Source organism: Actinosynnema sp. NPDC050436 (assembly GCF_040655415.1).
In the GTDB taxonomy this organism is placed as follows: domain Bacteria; phylum Actinomycetota; class Actinomycetes; order Mycobacteriales; family Pseudonocardiaceae; genus Actinosynnema.
This window is the reverse complement of the sequence record NZ_JBFAJV010000003.1, coordinates 253,813-268,251: the sequence shown is the minus strand read 5'-3', so window position 1 is coordinate 268,251 and position 14,439 is coordinate 253,813. Positions and strand designations below refer to the sequence as shown.

At 73.1% G+C, this 14,439-nt stretch carries 14 protein-coding genes; 12 read left to right on the top strand and 2 right to left on the bottom strand.

Going from position 1 to position 14,439, the window contains the following annotated elements:
* The first annotated feature begins 80 nt into the window (after positions 1 to 80).
* Positions 81 to 1,202, top strand: a complete 1,122-nt coding sequence (locus tag AB0I60_RS09655; RefSeq protein WP_360727263.1) for an LLM class flavin-dependent oxidoreductase — start codon at positions 81 to 83, stop codon at positions 1,200 to 1,202.
* A gap of 13 nt (positions 1,203 to 1,215) precedes the next feature.
* Here the strand turns inward: AB0I60_RS09655 and AB0I60_RS09650 are convergent, their stop codons facing one another.
* Positions 1,216 to 2,325 (bottom strand): glycerophosphodiester phosphodiesterase, encoded by a 1,110-nt coding sequence (locus AB0I60_RS09650; protein WP_360727262.1) that lies wholly within the window; start codon positions 2,323 to 2,325, stop codon positions 1,216 to 1,218.
* Between the two features lie 113 nt (positions 2,326 to 2,438).
* Entirely contained in the window at positions 2,439 to 3,992 is a 1,554-nt protein-coding gene (locus AB0I60_RS09645; RefSeq protein WP_360727261.1) for a Na+/H+ antiporter, read from the bottom strand.
* A 28-nt stretch (positions 3,993 to 4,020) separates the two neighbouring features.
* Here AB0I60_RS09645 and AB0I60_RS09640 point away from each other — a divergent pair, with 28 nt between their 5' ends.
* From AB0I60_RS09640 to AB0I60_RS09590, 11 genes are all read left to right on the top strand, one after another.
* Entirely contained in the window at positions 4,021 to 4,281 is a 261-nt protein-coding gene (locus AB0I60_RS09640) for a UBP-type zinc finger domain-containing protein (RefSeq protein WP_360727259.1), read from the top strand.
* 110 nt (positions 4,282 to 4,391) lie between these two features.
* Positions 4,392 to 6,371 (top strand): TRAP transporter fused permease subunit, encoded by a 1,980-nt coding sequence (locus tag AB0I60_RS09635; RefSeq protein WP_360727258.1) that lies wholly within the window; start codon positions 4,392 to 4,394, stop codon positions 6,369 to 6,371.
* Positions 6,364 to 7,341 (top strand): TAXI family TRAP transporter solute-binding subunit, encoded by a 978-nt coding sequence (locus AB0I60_RS09630; RefSeq protein WP_360727256.1) that lies wholly within the window; start codon positions 6,364 to 6,366, stop codon positions 7,339 to 7,341. Before AB0I60_RS09635 ends, AB0I60_RS09630 begins: the two co-directional genes overlap by 8 nt.
* Before the next feature lie 28 nt (positions 7,342 to 7,369).
* Entirely contained in the window at positions 7,370 to 8,626 is a 1,257-nt protein-coding gene (gene purD / locus AB0I60_RS09625) for a phosphoribosylamine--glycine ligase (protein WP_360727255.1), read from the top strand.
* A 156-nt stretch (positions 8,627 to 8,782) separates the two neighbouring features.
* A complete protein-coding gene (locus AB0I60_RS09620; protein ID WP_360727254.1) occupies positions 8,783 to 9,244 on the top strand; it encodes a hypothetical protein in 462 nt (153 codons plus the stop codon).
* Positions 9,231 to 9,830, top strand: a complete 600-nt coding sequence (locus AB0I60_RS09615) for a DUF3558 domain-containing protein (protein WP_360727252.1) — start codon at positions 9,231 to 9,233, stop codon at positions 9,828 to 9,830. Before AB0I60_RS09620 ends, AB0I60_RS09615 begins: the two co-directional genes overlap by 14 nt.
* 10 nt (positions 9,831 to 9,840) lie before the next feature.
* The gene (locus tag AB0I60_RS09610; RefSeq protein WP_360727250.1) at positions 9,841 to 11,136 is read left to right on the top strand and encodes a hypothetical protein; all 1,296 of its coding nucleotides are present in this window, start codon (positions 9,841 to 9,843) and stop codon (positions 11,134 to 11,136) included.
* A complete protein-coding gene (locus AB0I60_RS09605) occupies positions 11,133 to 11,909 on the top strand; it encodes an ESX secretion-associated protein EspG (protein ID WP_360727248.1) in 777 nt (258 codons plus the stop codon). Before AB0I60_RS09610 ends, AB0I60_RS09605 begins: the two co-directional genes overlap by 4 nt.
* Positions 11,910 to 12,333: 424 nt before the next feature.
* Entirely contained in the window at positions 12,334 to 12,864 is a 531-nt protein-coding gene (locus AB0I60_RS09600; RefSeq protein ID WP_360727246.1) for an ESX secretion-associated protein EspG, read from the top strand.
* A 39-nt stretch (positions 12,865 to 12,903) separates the two neighbouring features.
* Positions 12,904 to 13,209 carry a hypothetical protein gene (locus tag AB0I60_RS09595; RefSeq protein ID WP_360727245.1) on the top strand — a complete coding sequence of 102 codons (306 nt, stop codon included), beginning with the start codon at positions 12,904 to 12,906 and terminating at the stop codon, positions 13,207 to 13,209.
* A 4-nt stretch (positions 13,210 to 13,213) separates the two neighbouring features.
* On the top strand, positions 13,214 to 14,383 hold the full coding sequence (locus tag AB0I60_RS09590) for a WXG100 family type VII secretion target (RefSeq protein WP_360727243.1): 1,170 nt from the start codon (positions 13,214 to 13,216) through the stop codon (positions 14,381 to 14,383).
* The last annotated feature ends 56 nt before the right edge of the window (positions 14,384 to 14,439 follow it).

Sequence of the window (14,439 nt, the reverse complement as noted above, 5' to 3'; positions counted from 1 at the left end):
CTCGGTGCGCGACCGGTGCCCGACCGTCCGGTGTGGACGGTCGCGCGCGGCGCGGCGGAGCGATGGTCGGGGGAGCTGCCATGAGCGTGGTCCTGCACTGGTTCCTGCCCACCTCGGGTGACGGGCGGACGGTCGTGGAGCGGTTCCACGCCAACCGCACCCTGGGCGGGCCCGCGCCGCGCGAGCCGGACATCGACTACCTGGAGCAGGTGGCGGTCGCGGCCGAGCGCAACGGGTTCGAGGGCGTGCTGACGCCCACCGGGACGTGGTGCGAGGACGCCTGGCTGACCACGGCCGCGCTGATCCCGCGCACGTCCCGGCTCAAGTTCCTGGTGGCGTTCCGGCCGGGCGCGATCTCCCCCACGCTCGCCGCCCAGATGGCGGCCACCTACCAGCGGATCTCCCGGGGCAGGCTGCTGCTCAACGTGGTGACCGGCGGCGACTCCCTGGAGCAGCGGCGGTTCGGCGACTGGCTCGACCACGACCGGCGCTACGCCCGCACCGAGGAGTTCCTCCAGGTCCTGCGCGCGGTGTGGTCGGGGCGGCCGGCCGACTTCGCCGGCGAGCACTACCGGATCGCCGGCGCGACCCTGCCCGCCCCGCCCGACCCGGTGCCGCCGGTCTACTTCGGCGGCTCGTCCGAGGCGGCGCTGCCGGTGGCCGCGCGCCAGGCGGACGTCTACCTGACCTGGGGCGAGCCGCCCCCGGCGGTGGCGGAGAAGATTGCGCGGGTGCGGGCGCTGGCGGGCGACCGTCCGGTCCGGTTCGGCGTCCGGCTGCACACCCTCTCGCGGGACACGTCGGACGAGGCGTGGCGCGAGGTCGGGCGGCTGTGGGAGGCGCTCGACCCCGACCAGGTCGAACGGGCGCAGGAGCAGTTGCGCGCCGGCCAGTCCGTGGGGCAGCAGCGGATGCTGGCGCTGCACGGCGGCGACCTCACCGGGGGCGTGCGCGGGCTGGAGGTCCACCCCGGGCTGTGGGCCGGGATCGGCCTGGTGCGCGGCGGCGCGGGCACGGCGATGGTGGGCAGCCACGCCGAGGTGGCCGACCTGGTCGAGGAGTACCACGCGGCGGGCGTCGAGGAGTTCGTGCTCTCCGGCTACCCGCACCTGGAGGAGTCCTACTGGTTCGGCGAGGGCGTGCGCCCGGAACTGGCCCGGCGCGGCCTGCTCGCGGCGGAGCGGGCCGCGCCGACGCCCTAGCGGTGCCGTCGGCCTAGCGGGAGGCGCGGGCTTCGACGGCGGTGTCCGGGTTGTCGGCGAACACGCCGTCCAGGCCGGTCGCGTAGAACCTCGCGTACTCCTCGAACGCCCGCCCGTACGCCGCCGGGTCCGTCGAGGAGCGGAAGTCGGCAGGCAGGAACGCGTTCTCGTTGCGGAACGTCCAGGCGTGCACGACCAGGCCGCGCACGTGGGCGTCCCGGACCAGCGTGGTCGGCTGGAGCAGGAAACCCTTGGCGTCGCGCGGCACGACCCGGTCCTTGGCCGCGCCGACGCCCGCCGCGTACTTGCGGATCTCGCGCAGGCCGTCCGGGGTGACCAGGTCGTCGTACGTGCGCTTGTCGCCGGCCTTCACGAAGTCGTAGGGCGCACCCGAGGAGTTCACCAGTTGCACGAGCGGAACGCGGAGCTTCTTCTTGAGCGCCTTGAGGTTGGCCACCTCGAAGGACTGCACGTACACCTTCGCGCCCGGCCGGTTGAGGCCGTTGCGGTCCAGCGCGTCCACCAGGCGCTGCTCCAGCGGCAGGCCGACGTCCTGGAAGTAGGTGGGGTGCTTGGTCTCCGGGTAGAGGCCGATGTCGCGGCCCAGTTCGCGCGAGAGCCGCCGGGTGAGGTCCACGACCTCCTGGAACGTGGGGATCTCGTAGCGGCCGTCGTAGAGCGCGTTGCGCGGGCGGACGTCCGGGATGCGCTCGGTGGCGCGCAGGGTCTTCAGCTCGGCGAGCGTGAAGTCCTCGGTGAACCAGCCGGTGACCGGCACGCCGTCGACCACCTTGGTGGTCTTGCGGCCGGCGAACCCGGGCTTGGCGGCGACGTCGGTGGTCCCGCCGATCTCGTTCTCGTGCCGGGCGACCAGGTGACCGTCCTTCGTGGACACCAGGTCGGGTTCGACGTAGTCCGCGCCCATCCGCGCGGCCAGCTCGTAGGAGCCGAGGGTGTGCTCGGGCCGGTAACCCGACGCGCCCCGGTGGCCGATGACGACCGGGCCCCTCGGCCGGTGCGCGCCCGCCGTGTCGCCGCCGTGCGCCGACGCCGGGGGCAGGGTCACCGCCCCGGCCACCGCGAGCGCTGCGAGCGCCGCCCCAACGATCCTCGTGCGCGCCATCGCCGACCTCCCTGTTCCGCGAACCAGCCCTGCGGAGCTTCGTTGCGCACCGCGACACCCCCGTCACGTCGGGGTGAAGTGCGCACCACGTCGTGGTGAACGGGTGGGGGCGCTCACTCCCGCGTGAGGGCCGCTTCCTCCAGGTCCAGTTCGCGCAGCACGCGGAACAGCACCTCGTCGTCGATCTGCCGGTTGTCGCGTGCCTCCACGAACACCTGCCGCTCGGCGTCCAGCATGGTGCGCCGCAGCCGCCGGTAGGCGGCGGCGGGGCTCTCGTCCTCCTGACGGCCCAACCGCTCCCACGCCGCGTTGCCCCGGTGCTCGGCCATGGTCCGCAACCGGTCCACGACGTGGTCCGGCGTCTGGTCGCCGTTGTCGACCAGCTCGTCCAGGCGGTCCACGGCGGCCCGGGCGGCGGCGTGCTGCACCTGGGCCTCGGCCAGCGCGTCCGCCTGCTCCTCGTCGCCCTGGAACCCGAGCTTGCGGATCACCCACGGCAGCGTGAGGCCCTGGATCAGCAGCGTGCCGACCGTGGCCACGAACGCGCAGAACACGATCACGTCCCGGCCGGGCAGGTCCAGCGGCAGCGCGCTCGCGGCGGCCAGCGACACCACGCCGCGCATCCCCGCCCAGGACAGCACGGTGACCCCGCGCCAGCCCGGGGCGTCCTCCCGCTCCCGGATCCGCCTGGACAGCAGGCGCGGCAGGTAGGCGGCCGGGTACATCCACAGGAAGCGGACCGCGATGGTCGCCACCAGCACCGCCACCGCACCCCACACCAGCGCCGAGGTGATCTCCACGTCCAGCACGATGGTCTTGAGCTGGAGGCCGATCAGCGCGAACACGAACGACTCCAGCAGCACGTCCACCGAGCGCCAGACCGCCGTGTCCTGGAGCCGGGTGTAGTAGGAGCTCTTCGGGGCCTGGTGGCCGATGTAGAGGCCCGCGACGACCACAGCGAGCACGCCGGACGCGTGCAGCTCCTCGGCGAACAGGTACGCGCCGAACGGCACCAGCATCCCCAGCGCGCTCTCCATCACGCCGTCGTGCAGGTGCGCCCGGACCTTGCACACCCCGACCCCGACCACCAGCCCGACCAGCACGCCGCCGCCCGCGCTGACCAGGAACGTGCGCGTGCCGTCCCACCACGTGGCGGCGGCACCCATCGCGGCGACCACGGCCACCTTGTAGACGGTCAGCGCGGTGGCGTCGTTGATCAGGCTCTCGCCGGTCAGCAGCGTCATCGTGCGCCGGGGCAGGTTCAGCCGGCGGCCGATCGCCACCGCCGCCACGGCGTCGGGCGGCGCGACGACCGCGCCGAGGACGAGCGCGGCGGGCAGCGCCAGCTCGGGCAGCACCAGGTGCGCGACCCAGCCGACGCCGGCCGTCGTGGCGATCACCAGGCCCACCGCGAGCAGGCCGATCGGGCGCGTGTTGGCGCGGATGTTGTGGTACGAGCTGTCCAGGGCCGCCGAGTAGAGCAGCGGGGGCAGCACCAGGACCAGGACCAGCTCGGGTTCGAGCTCGAACCCCGGCAGGCCGGGGATGAACGAGACGGCCAGGCCCGTGGCGACCAGCACCAGCGGCGCGGGTGCGGCGAAGCGCCGGGCGACCGCCGTCACCAGCAGCGCGCCGAGCAGCAGGAGGAGCAGTTCCGGACCGTGCATGGACCAATCTTGCGTGATGATGGCCCACATGACCTGTCCTCACGTCGACGCGCTGCCCGCGTCGGTCACGCCGTCCACGCGGAAGGGGTGCGCGGACTGCCTGGCCGCCGGCGAGCACGCCTGGGCCCACCTGCGCATGTGCCTGACCTGCGGGCACGTGGCCTGCTGCGACTCCAGCCCGCACCGGCACGCCACGGCCCACTCCCACGCCGAGGGCCACCCGGTGATGCGCTCGTTCGAGCCCGGCGAGGACTGGCGGTGGTGCTACGAGGACGGCCGGGTGGTGTGACCCGCGCCGGCCGGCTTTACAGTCCCTTTAGACGGTCGGCCTATTGCCGTGACCCGCCCCACAAGTAACTTCGGTCGTGTCGGAATTCCGCGCGGCACGAAGGGGTGCGCGTGTCGACCAAACAGCAGGCCGACGTCGATGAACTGATCGCCGAGTACGACGAAGAACGCCCCTCCCGGGTGTTGTCCCGGCGCTGGGACCTCGGCATCCGGGCAGCGACCCTGGCCATCGCCTTATTGGTGCTCAAACAAGTTTTCTGGCCGTTCGCCGAAGGCGGTCAGTACTACCTCGTGATGTTCCTGGCGGTGACCCTGCCGCTGGTCTTCCTGTGCTACCGGGGCCGGCGTGGCGGCGGGGACGACCCGCGAGCCGTCGACTGGGCGCTCGCGCTGTCCGCCTTCGTGGTCGGCGCGTACCCGCTGTTCGGCGGGTTCGACGCCTTCCTCGACCGGCAGGGGCAGTTGACCGACCTCGACGTCGTCGCCGGGTCCGTGCTCCTGCTGCTCGTCCTGGAGGCGTGCCGCCGGACCACCGGGTGGGTCCTGCCGGCGGTGTGCGTCGCATTCGTGGCCTACGCCTACTACGGCGGTTATCTGCCGCCGTCGTGGTCGCTCTCGCACGCCGGGGTCGATTTCGGACAGATCATCAACGGTTTCTACAACGACGCCACCGGTTTCTACGGGACGCCGTTGGACGTCGCCGCCACCTACATCGTGCTCTTCACGATCTACGGTTCCGTGCTGAACGCGTCCGGGGCCGGCGCGTTCTTCGTCGACATCAGCTTCTCGGCGTTCCGCAGGTCGCGCACCGCGCCGGGCCGCACCACCGCCGCCGCCGGTTTCCTGCTCGGGACCGTGTCCGGCTCCGGCACCGCGACCACGGTGTCGCTGGGCGCGGTGACCTGGCCGATGCTGAAGAAGGCCGGCTACCCGAAGGAGAACGCGGGCGGGCTGCTCGCCGCCTCCGGGATCGGCGCGATCCTGTCGCCGCCGACGCTCGGCGCGGCGGCCTTCATCATCGCCGAGTACCTGGAGACCTCCTACCTCCAAGTGCTCATCTGGGCGATCCTGCCCACCCTGCTCTACTACCTCGGCATCGCGCTCGCGGTCGAGGTCGACGCCCGCCGGTTCGGCGCGAAACCGGTCGACGTGGACGTGCCCCGCCCGTGGGAGCTGCTCAAGCGCGGCGGCTACCACTTCCTGTCGCTCGCGGTGATCGTCGTGTTCCTGGCGCTGGACATCCCGGTCTACTCGGCCGTGGTCTACGCGACGGGCGTCGCCGCGCTGTTCGCGCTGGCCTCCCGGCGGCACGACGTCCGGGGCTGGGCGCGCGCGATGGTGGACTCGCTGGCCCTCGGCGTGCGGGCCGCCCTGCCGGTCATCGCGGTCTGCGCGGCGGCGGGGGTGATCACCTCCACCATCACCAAGACCGGGATGGGCCAGGAACTGGCCTCGACGCTGCTCGACGTCGCCGCGTTCGTCTCGTCCGACCCGGCCGTGATCCTGTTCGTGACGGTCGTCCTGGCAGCGGTCGCGGTCAGCGTCCTGGGGCTGGCCGTCCCGGTGACGGCGTCCTTCATCATCTCGTGGGTGGTCATCGGGCCGGCGCTGGTCGAACTCGGCGTGGCCCGCGAGGAGACCGCGATGTTCATCTTCTACTACGCGGTTTTGTCCGAGGTGACGCCACCGACCGCGCTCGCCGCGGTCGCCGCCGCCGCCATCACCGGCGGCGACGTGATGAAGACGATGTGGCGGACGTGGAAGTACACGCTGCCGGCGTTCCTGGTCCCGCTCGCGTTCGTGCTCACCGACAACGGGGCCGGGCTGCTGCTGCGCTCGTCGTTCGGCGGCGCGCTGTGGGCGTTCGCGGCGTCCGCCGTCGGGGTGGCCGCGCTCGCCGCGCTCACCGGCGGCCGGATGCTCGGGCCCGCCCGGTGGCCGGAGCGGCTGCTCTGCCTGCCGGCGGCGCTCGCCCTGCTCACCCTCCAACCGGTCGCCGTCGCCGTCGGCCTCGCCCTGCTCCTGGTGGCCGTCGCCGTGCACCTGTTCGTGCCGAAAGTGCTCCTGCGGGGAAAGGAACGAGATGCGTAGCTGGAGAGTCCCGGTCGCAGTCCTGGCGGTCGCGCTGGTCGCGGCCGGGTGCGGCGGCAAGCGCGCCGCCGAGGAGAGCGGACCCGCCGCCGCGTGCGAGGCCCACGAAGGGCGGATCACCATCGCCACCGGCAACTCCGGCGGCGTGTACTACGTCGTCGGCGGCGGGCTGGCCAAGCTGATCAGCGACAACACCAAGCTCAAGGCCACCGCCGCGGAGACCGGCGCGTCCGTGCAGAACATCCAGCAGCTCGCCGCCGGCGACTACGACGTGGCGTTCTCGCTCGCCGACACCGCCGCCGACGCGGTGAACGGCAAGGGCGCCTTCGACGGCAAGCCGCAGCAGGTGCAGGCGCTCACCCGGCTCTACCCCAACTACACGCAGGTGCTCGTGCGCACGTCCAGCGGCATCGACTCCGTCGCCGACATGAAGGGCAAGCGGATCTCCACCGGCTCGCCCAAGTCCGGCACCGAGGTGATCGCCAACCGGCTGCTCACCGCCGCCGGGCTCGACCCCGGCACCGACGTCCAGGCCCAGCGGCTCGACCTCGCCAAGACCGCCGACGGCATGAAGGACGGCAGCCTCGACGGGCTGGTCTGGTCCGGGGGCCTGCCCACCGCGCAGATCACCGACCTCACCACGTCGTTGCGGGACCAGGTCAAGTTCATCGACGTCACACCGCTGCTGCCCAAGCTCAAGGAGGTCAACCCGGTCTACGACAAGGGCACCATCCCGGCCGCCTCCTACGGGCAGCCGGCCGACGTGCCGACCGTCGTCGTGCCGAACCTGCTGCTCGTGCGCGCCGACTTCCCGGACGGCAGCGCGTGCGCCGTCACCCGGCTGCTGTTCGACCGCAAGTCCGAGCTGGAGAAGGTCCACCCGGCCGTGCGGGACGTCGTCAAGGAGAAGGCCGCGCTGACCGACCCGGTGCCGCTGCACGCCGGTTCGCTGGACGCGTTCGGCGGTTGACCGGTCGGGTCATCTAGGCTTCCCCACCGTGCGTGTCCTGGTCATCGGGTCTGGCGCCCGTGAACATGCCCTTGTCCTCGCGTTGTCGCGGGACCCTTCGGTGATCGCGCTGGCCTGCGCACCCGGCAACGCCGGGATCGCGGGGCTCGCGGAGATCTACGGGGTGGACCCCGCCGACCCCGGTGCGGTCACCGCGCTGGCCGAGGAGTGGAACGCCGACCTCGTCGTGGTCGGGCCGGAGCAGCCCCTGGTGGCGGGCGCGGCGGACGCCGTCCGCGCCGCCGGGATCCCGTGCTTCGGCCCGTCCGCCTCGGCGGCCCGGATCGAGGGGTCCAAGGCGTTCGCCAAGGACGTGATGGCCGCCGCCGGCGTGCCCACGGCGACCTCCGAGGTGGTCGACAACCCCGCCCGCCTCGACGCCGCGCTGACCCACTTCGGGCCGCGCTGGGTGGTCAAGGACGACGGCCTCGCCGCCGGCAAGGGCGTCGTGGTCACCTCCGACCGCGCGGTCGCCCGCGCGCACGCCATGACGCTGCTCGACAACGGCCACCCGGTGCTGCTGGAGTCGTTCCTCGACGGTCCCGAGGTGTCGCTGTTCTGCCTGGTCGACGGGGCCACCGTGGTGCCGCTGCTGCCCGCGCAGGACTTCAAGCGCGTCGGTGACGGGGATTCCGGCCCGAACACCGGCGGCATGGGCGCCTACTCGCCGCTGCCCTGGGCGCCCGAGGACCTGGTGCCCACCATCGTCTCCACCTGCGTGCAGCCGGTCGTGGACGAGCTGGCCAAGCGCGGCACCCCGTTCAGCGGGCTGCTCTACGCGGGGCTGGCGCTGACCTCCGACGGCCCGCAGGTCATCGAGTTCAACTGCCGCTTCGGCGACCCCGAGACGCAGGCCGTCGTGGCCCTGCTGCGCACCCCGGTGGCCGGCCTGTTCCTGGCCGCCGCCCAGGGCACCCTGTCCTCGGTCCCGCCGCTGGAGTGGGCGGACGGCTACGCGGTGACCGTGGTCGTCGCCGCCGAGGGCTACCCGGGCCGCCCCCGGACCGGTGACGTGATCACCGGCGGTGACGCGGAAGGCGTCCTGCACGCCGGCACCCGCCGCCGCGAGGACGGCGCGGTCGTCTCCACCGGGGGCCGCGTGCTCGCCGTGGTCGGCACCGGCGACACCCTGACCACCGCCCGCGACGAGGCGTACCGGCGCGTGGCAGCCGTCCACCTGACCGGCTCGCACCACCGCACGGACATCGCGCTGCGCGCGGCCGAGGGGACGGTCGTCGTCCTCTAGCCACCCGATCACCGGGTGATCCCCACCACCCGATCGCACGACATCCGAGCGAGGGCGGAACCTGTCCGCCCTCGCTTTCGTCCAACCTCAGACCCGGCTCACGCGGTCGTTGGTAGCCTGCGGACCGGGACCAATCCGTTACCGACCGTACGGGGGATGGGCGTCGTGGCAGAGGAGAACGGCCTACTGGGAGCCGTCGCCGGCGTGGGCGGGGCCATCGGGCGCGCGGTCGGCGAGGTGTTCGCGGCGGAGAAGCGCCTGAACGACACGCTGGCCAACTCACCGGGCGCGGGCCAGAAGTTCACCGTGACCAAGGAAACCGTCCTCCAAGCGGGTCACGTGATCGACGGCCAGCTCGCCGCACTGCAGAAGGCTTATCACCACGCGTACAACGACCTCAGGGTGCAGTTGCGCGGCGGTGACACGGTGAACTCCGACATCGCCGCCGCGTGGAACGACCGGTTGGTCGAGAGCGAGGGCTCGTACGCGCAGCGCATCCTGGAGTACATGGACAGCTTGCGCGGGCTCGTGTCGCAGTTGCGCGCCACGGCGGTGCAGTACGGGCACACCGAGGAAGAGGTCAAGGCGGCGATGGGGTCGGCACGTGCGACTGGCTAAGGGAATCGTCGCCGCACTGGTTGCGACCGCCGCTGTGTCGGCGTGCACCTCCGGCTCGACCGGTGGCACCGCCACCCCAGCCACGCAGACCACCTCGTCGGATGCTCCGACGACCACCTCCAAGGCTCCTTCGACGCGTCCGAAGGAGATCAAGCTCGACGGCGTCGACCCGTGCACGCTGCTCACGAGCGCGCAGCAGGCCGAGCTGAAGATCGACGAGGCCGAGTCCGACCCGGCCAAGATCATCCAGAACACGACCTCGCCGTCCTGCTCCTACACGAACAACAGCGCGAAGGCTTTCGGGTACCACGTCACTCTGGTCACCACCGAGGGCATCGGCTACTGGGACGGCTCGGGGAACCTCGACGTGTCCCCCAAGACGGTGGCCGGGTACGACGCCGCGCAGATCTTCTTGAAGGGGACGTCGACGGGCGACTGCTCGATCACCCTCGACGTCGCGGACGGGCAACAGCTCTACGTGCAGTTCCTGCCGCTGTCGCCCAAGGCGTTCACCCAGGATGAGATGTGCCAGAACGCGACCAAGGGCGCCGAATCCGCCCTCTCGACGCTGCGGACCTTGAAGTGAGGGGGAAGCTGTGACCGGCTTCAGGCAGATCCAGGATCACCGCTTCGAAGGTTACGACAACCACGCGCTCGCCGACCTGGTCGGCAAGTTCGCCACCAGTGACGCCGCCCAGCAGTTCAGCAACGCCTCGCACGCCCTGCGCAGCCTCGCGGGCAGCCTCGCCGAGGTGGACGAGACGTTGCGCACCGAGCTGCGCAAGCTCGGGATCGAGTGGCAGGGCGCGGCCGGGGACAACGCCGGGCAGGCGGTCACCGTGTCGGCGGACGTGGCGACGCAGGGCGACGAGGCGGGCAAGCGGAACTCGCAGGCGACCGCCGTCCAGGGGGCCAGCTACAGCCAGTCGCGCAACGGGATGCCGGAGCCGCAGGCGTTGCGCGGCGACACCGAGACGAACTTCTGGGACGACGCGGGCGGCTTCTTCGGCTACGAGACCGACCACGCCAAGGAGGTCAAGGCCACCCAGGCGGCCCGCGAGCAGGTGATCCGGGGGTTCGACCAGTACGTCGAGGCCAGCCGGGACTCGCTCAACCAGTACCAGGGCATGAGCAAGCCGCGTGACTTCGAGGTGACGACGACGTCGTCGGCGGTCGCCACGCCGGTCGCGCAGGTGCACCAGTTCGGCGGCGGCATCCCGGGCACGACCGGCGGCGTCCCCGGTGCGCTGCCCGGCGGCGGGTCCGGGCACGTGCCCGGCGGGTCGATCGGCCTGCCGCCGCAGCTCCCCGGCCAGCTACCGGGGCAGGTGCCCGGCCAGCTCCCCGGCGGCGGCAGCACGGGCGTGTCGCCGCTGCCCGGCGTCCCGGGCACGTCGCCGGTCGCGCCGGTCGTGTCCGGCAAGGTCGGCGGGTCGAACCTGGGGCTCGGCCTGGGCCTGGGGCTCGCCGGCGGTGCCGCGCTGGGCGCGGTGGCGGCCACGGCCCGGGGTGGGCGGGTCGAGCGCAACCCGGCCTCGGGCCGGCCCGGTGGCGAGGCGGTGCCCAAGGGCGCGGGCGGCAAGGGCGCGGTGCCCGGCGGCCTGGCCGGCAAGGCCGGCATCTCCGCCACGATCGGGGCCATCGACCCGGACGAGCGGGCGGCGACGCGGCCCGGTGCCGAGGCGCGCGCGGGCGCGGGCGTGGCGGGCAAGGGCGCGGTGGCCGGCAAGGCCGGTGCGGCCGGGTCCATGCTGCAGCCGGCGGCCCGCAGCGGCGAGGGCGAGGAGGACGGCGAGCACGTCCGCAAGTACGGCGTGGACTCCGACGACGTCTTCGGCGACGAGCGGATGGTCGTCCAGTCCGTCATCGGCGACGAGCCCGAGGTCAAGTGACCTCGGTGGGCACGGTCGTCCTGTCCACGCTGGAGTTCGACGTCGCGTGGGAGGCCGAGCGGCACCCCCGGCGCAACGTCGCGCTCGACGTGCCCAGCCCCGGCACCACGCACACCGAGCGGGGCGCGTTCGTCGAGCGCGCCTGGGAGTCGCTGGCGGGGCGCGGTCTGGCGGCGGGGCGGAGGCTGACGCCGGAGCTGGCGGACACCTTCGCGCTGCTGGCCAACCCGCAGCTCTCCGTCGACCTGTGGATCTGGGTGGACCGCCGCAAGATCAAGGGCGTCGCCGCCGCGTCCGGCGGCGACGAGGCGGTGCTCGCCGTCGTGGACGGCGACGAGGTGTGGCTGATCGAGGCCCGCGCGTCGGCGCTCGCCGAGGCGGCGGTGTCGGTCACCGGCGAGGTGCCGGCGGGGCACGGGCGGTCGATCAGCCTGCCGAACGACGTCCTGCACGCGGCTTCCGACGAGGCGGGCCGGGACGCCGAGAAGCTGGTGCTCGCCCTGGAGCGCCAGGGCCTGCCGCTGCACGAGGCCCAGGAGCTGGCGGGCATGTGCGACGGGATGAGCACGCGCGGGCAGTTCGGCGCGGAACGCTCGCGACCCGGCGCCCCGCCGGTGCGCGCGGACCGCGTGGTCTCCTGGCACGACACCCCGTCCGGCCGCTACCTGCACCTGGTGCGGCCCAGCTCGGACGGCCGGAACTGGAGCACGATCACCCCGATCGACAACGCCCGGCTTGCGGCGTGCGTGTGGGAACTGGTCCACGAGGTCTAGACGGGTCTGCCGTCCGTGCGGAAGGCAGCTGCGTTGCGCCACCCGACCGGTCGGCCCGGCCGGAACCGTCACCACCGGTCGCACGGGACGTGCGGCCACCGACGCCGGTCACCGCGTCGTCCCGGCCCACGGCCCCGCCCAGGTCTGGTGCGGGCAGCGGCGAAGCGTCCGGAGGCGGCCGGCCACACCGGATGCGGCTGGGCCGGGCTCGCGCGCGATCCGCACTTCCGTCGGCCTGCCGGGTCACGTCGACCGCCGGGCTGTCGGTCGGGCGAACTCGGCGCTCCGAAGGGAGCTTGGTCATGCGCCGCCGGCGGTTGCCGACGTCGTGACCCGCTGCACCCGGTGAGGGAACCGGGGCGGGGGTCGGCGCGTCAACTCCGTTGCCGGAGCAGTACCCGCCGTCAGCCGGGAGTGACGTCTGGTGATCACCGCGACCCTCAGCGCAAGCGCTTTCCGCACCGCCTGGGACCACCTCCGACTGGGTGCGATGCCGATCGTCCTGCACGTGGCGGACGACCCCGCGCCGTGGTCCGACCTGACCGCGCGGGGGCTGGCGCGGGGTGGGGAGCTGGAGCCGTGGTTCGGCGAGGTGTGCGCGCTGCTCGCCTCCCCGCCCTGCTCGGTCGACCTGCGGTTGGGCTTCGGCAGTTCGGCGGTGCGGGCGATGGCCGCGCCCGCCGGGGCCGGGGTCGTCTCGGTCGCGCTGTGCGGTGACGTGCTGAACGTGCGCGAGTCGGCGGCCGACCTGGCGGGTGCGCTGGTGGAGTTGCTGCCCGCGCACGGCGACGGCCTGGTCGGCGGCCCGGACCTGAGCGGTCGGTTCGGTGCCTCCGCGCTCGACGTCGACGGGCGTCGGCGGCGGGCGGTGGAGGTGGTCGACTTCCACGGTCCGGTCGACCCGGCGGAGCTGCGGCGGGGAATTGCCGCGCTGCTGGCCGGCATCCGTCCATAGCGGGGGTACCCGCGAGCCGGAAACTCTAAGGTGTGGGGAATGGCGGTAGCGAAGTTCAACGCCGAGGCGATGGAGCAGTGCCGGAGCACGGTCGGCGCGCAGGCGGGCCAATTCGGCGCGGTGGGTGACGGGTTCTCCGGTCATTACGCCGATCCGGGCATTTTCGGCGAACTGGCGAATTCTGGCGGTCTTTCCTCGGCTGCCGGCGAACTGGACGTCAAAGCCGGTGCGGAGTTCGCCGCCGCCGAGAAGCTGCTGGGCGAGGTGGAGCGCGCGCTGGACCGGATCCAGGGCGCGGTGGTCGACGTCGAGGACGCCAACGCGGCGTCGTTCCGGGCGGTGTGAGGCGATGAGCGCTGTGGACGAGGTCGCCGCGCTGCCCGGTGGGCAGGCGGTGGCGCAGCTCGCGGGCAAGGTGGAGAAGGCGCGGCCGGAGGCCGTGCGGGAGATCGCGGCCCGGTGGCGGCAGGCCGCCGCGAAGGGCGTGGAGTCGGGCAACGACATCGCGCAACGGGTCGGCCAACTGGACAGCGCGTGGGAGGGCGGTTCCGCCGACGGGTTCGTCGCCTACATGGCCGAATTCACCAAGGGCGGCACCTCGCTGACCGACGCGCTCACCGGCGCGGCGGACGACCTCGAATCGGCGGCGGCGGCGCTGGAATCGGCGAAGGCGTCGGTCGAGCGCATGTGCGAGACCCTGCTCGGACGGGTGCGCGGCTTGCGCGCCCGCAGCCAGGGGATGCCGCAGGCGGACGTCGACAACGCCATCCGGGGGCTGTGCGCGGAGGCGGCGGGCGACGCCGGACCGGTGATCGCGCAGGCCGACCAGGCGCTGGGCACGGCGCTGGGCTCGCTCAAGGGCCGACCGGGGTCGATCACGCCCGCGTTCTCCACCATGGCGGACCCGGGCACGCAGGCGTTCGTGCCCGCACCGGGGCAGCCGATCGTCTGGAACCCGACGCCGGAAGCCCGGACCGGGACGTCGTCGGCCGAGTCGCCGCCCCCGCCACCTCCTCCGCCGTCGACCGGCAGCGGGTCCCACGGCAGCGGGTCCGGCGGTAGTGGTTCCGGCGGTAGTGGTTCCGGCGGTGGCGGCGGTGGGGGTGGCGGCATGAGCGGGCTCGGGCCCAGCGGTGGCCCGCCGGCCGGCGGACCGCCGCCCGGCAACGTCGAGCAGTGGATCCGCGAGGCCATCAAGATCCTCCAGGCCGCCGGCATCCCGGTCACCGAGGCGAACATCAACCAGATCTGGACGATCATCGAGAAGGAGTCCGGCGGCAACCCGCACGCCCTCAACGACTGGGACTCCAACGCGGCGGCGGGCACCCCGTCCAAGGGCCTCATGCAGTGCATCGACCCGACGTTCCAGGCGCACAAGCTGCCCGGCCACGACGACATCTGGAACCCGGTGGACAACATCATCGCCGGCGTCCGCTACACGTTCTCCCGCTACGGCGGCTTCGAGGGCCACCCCGGCCTCAAGTCGATGGCGGGCGGCGGCGGGTACCAGGGCTACTGACGCTCGCAGCCCGGGGCGGGAGCGGAGTCGTCGGCCGGGGCAGAGGCGGCGGCACC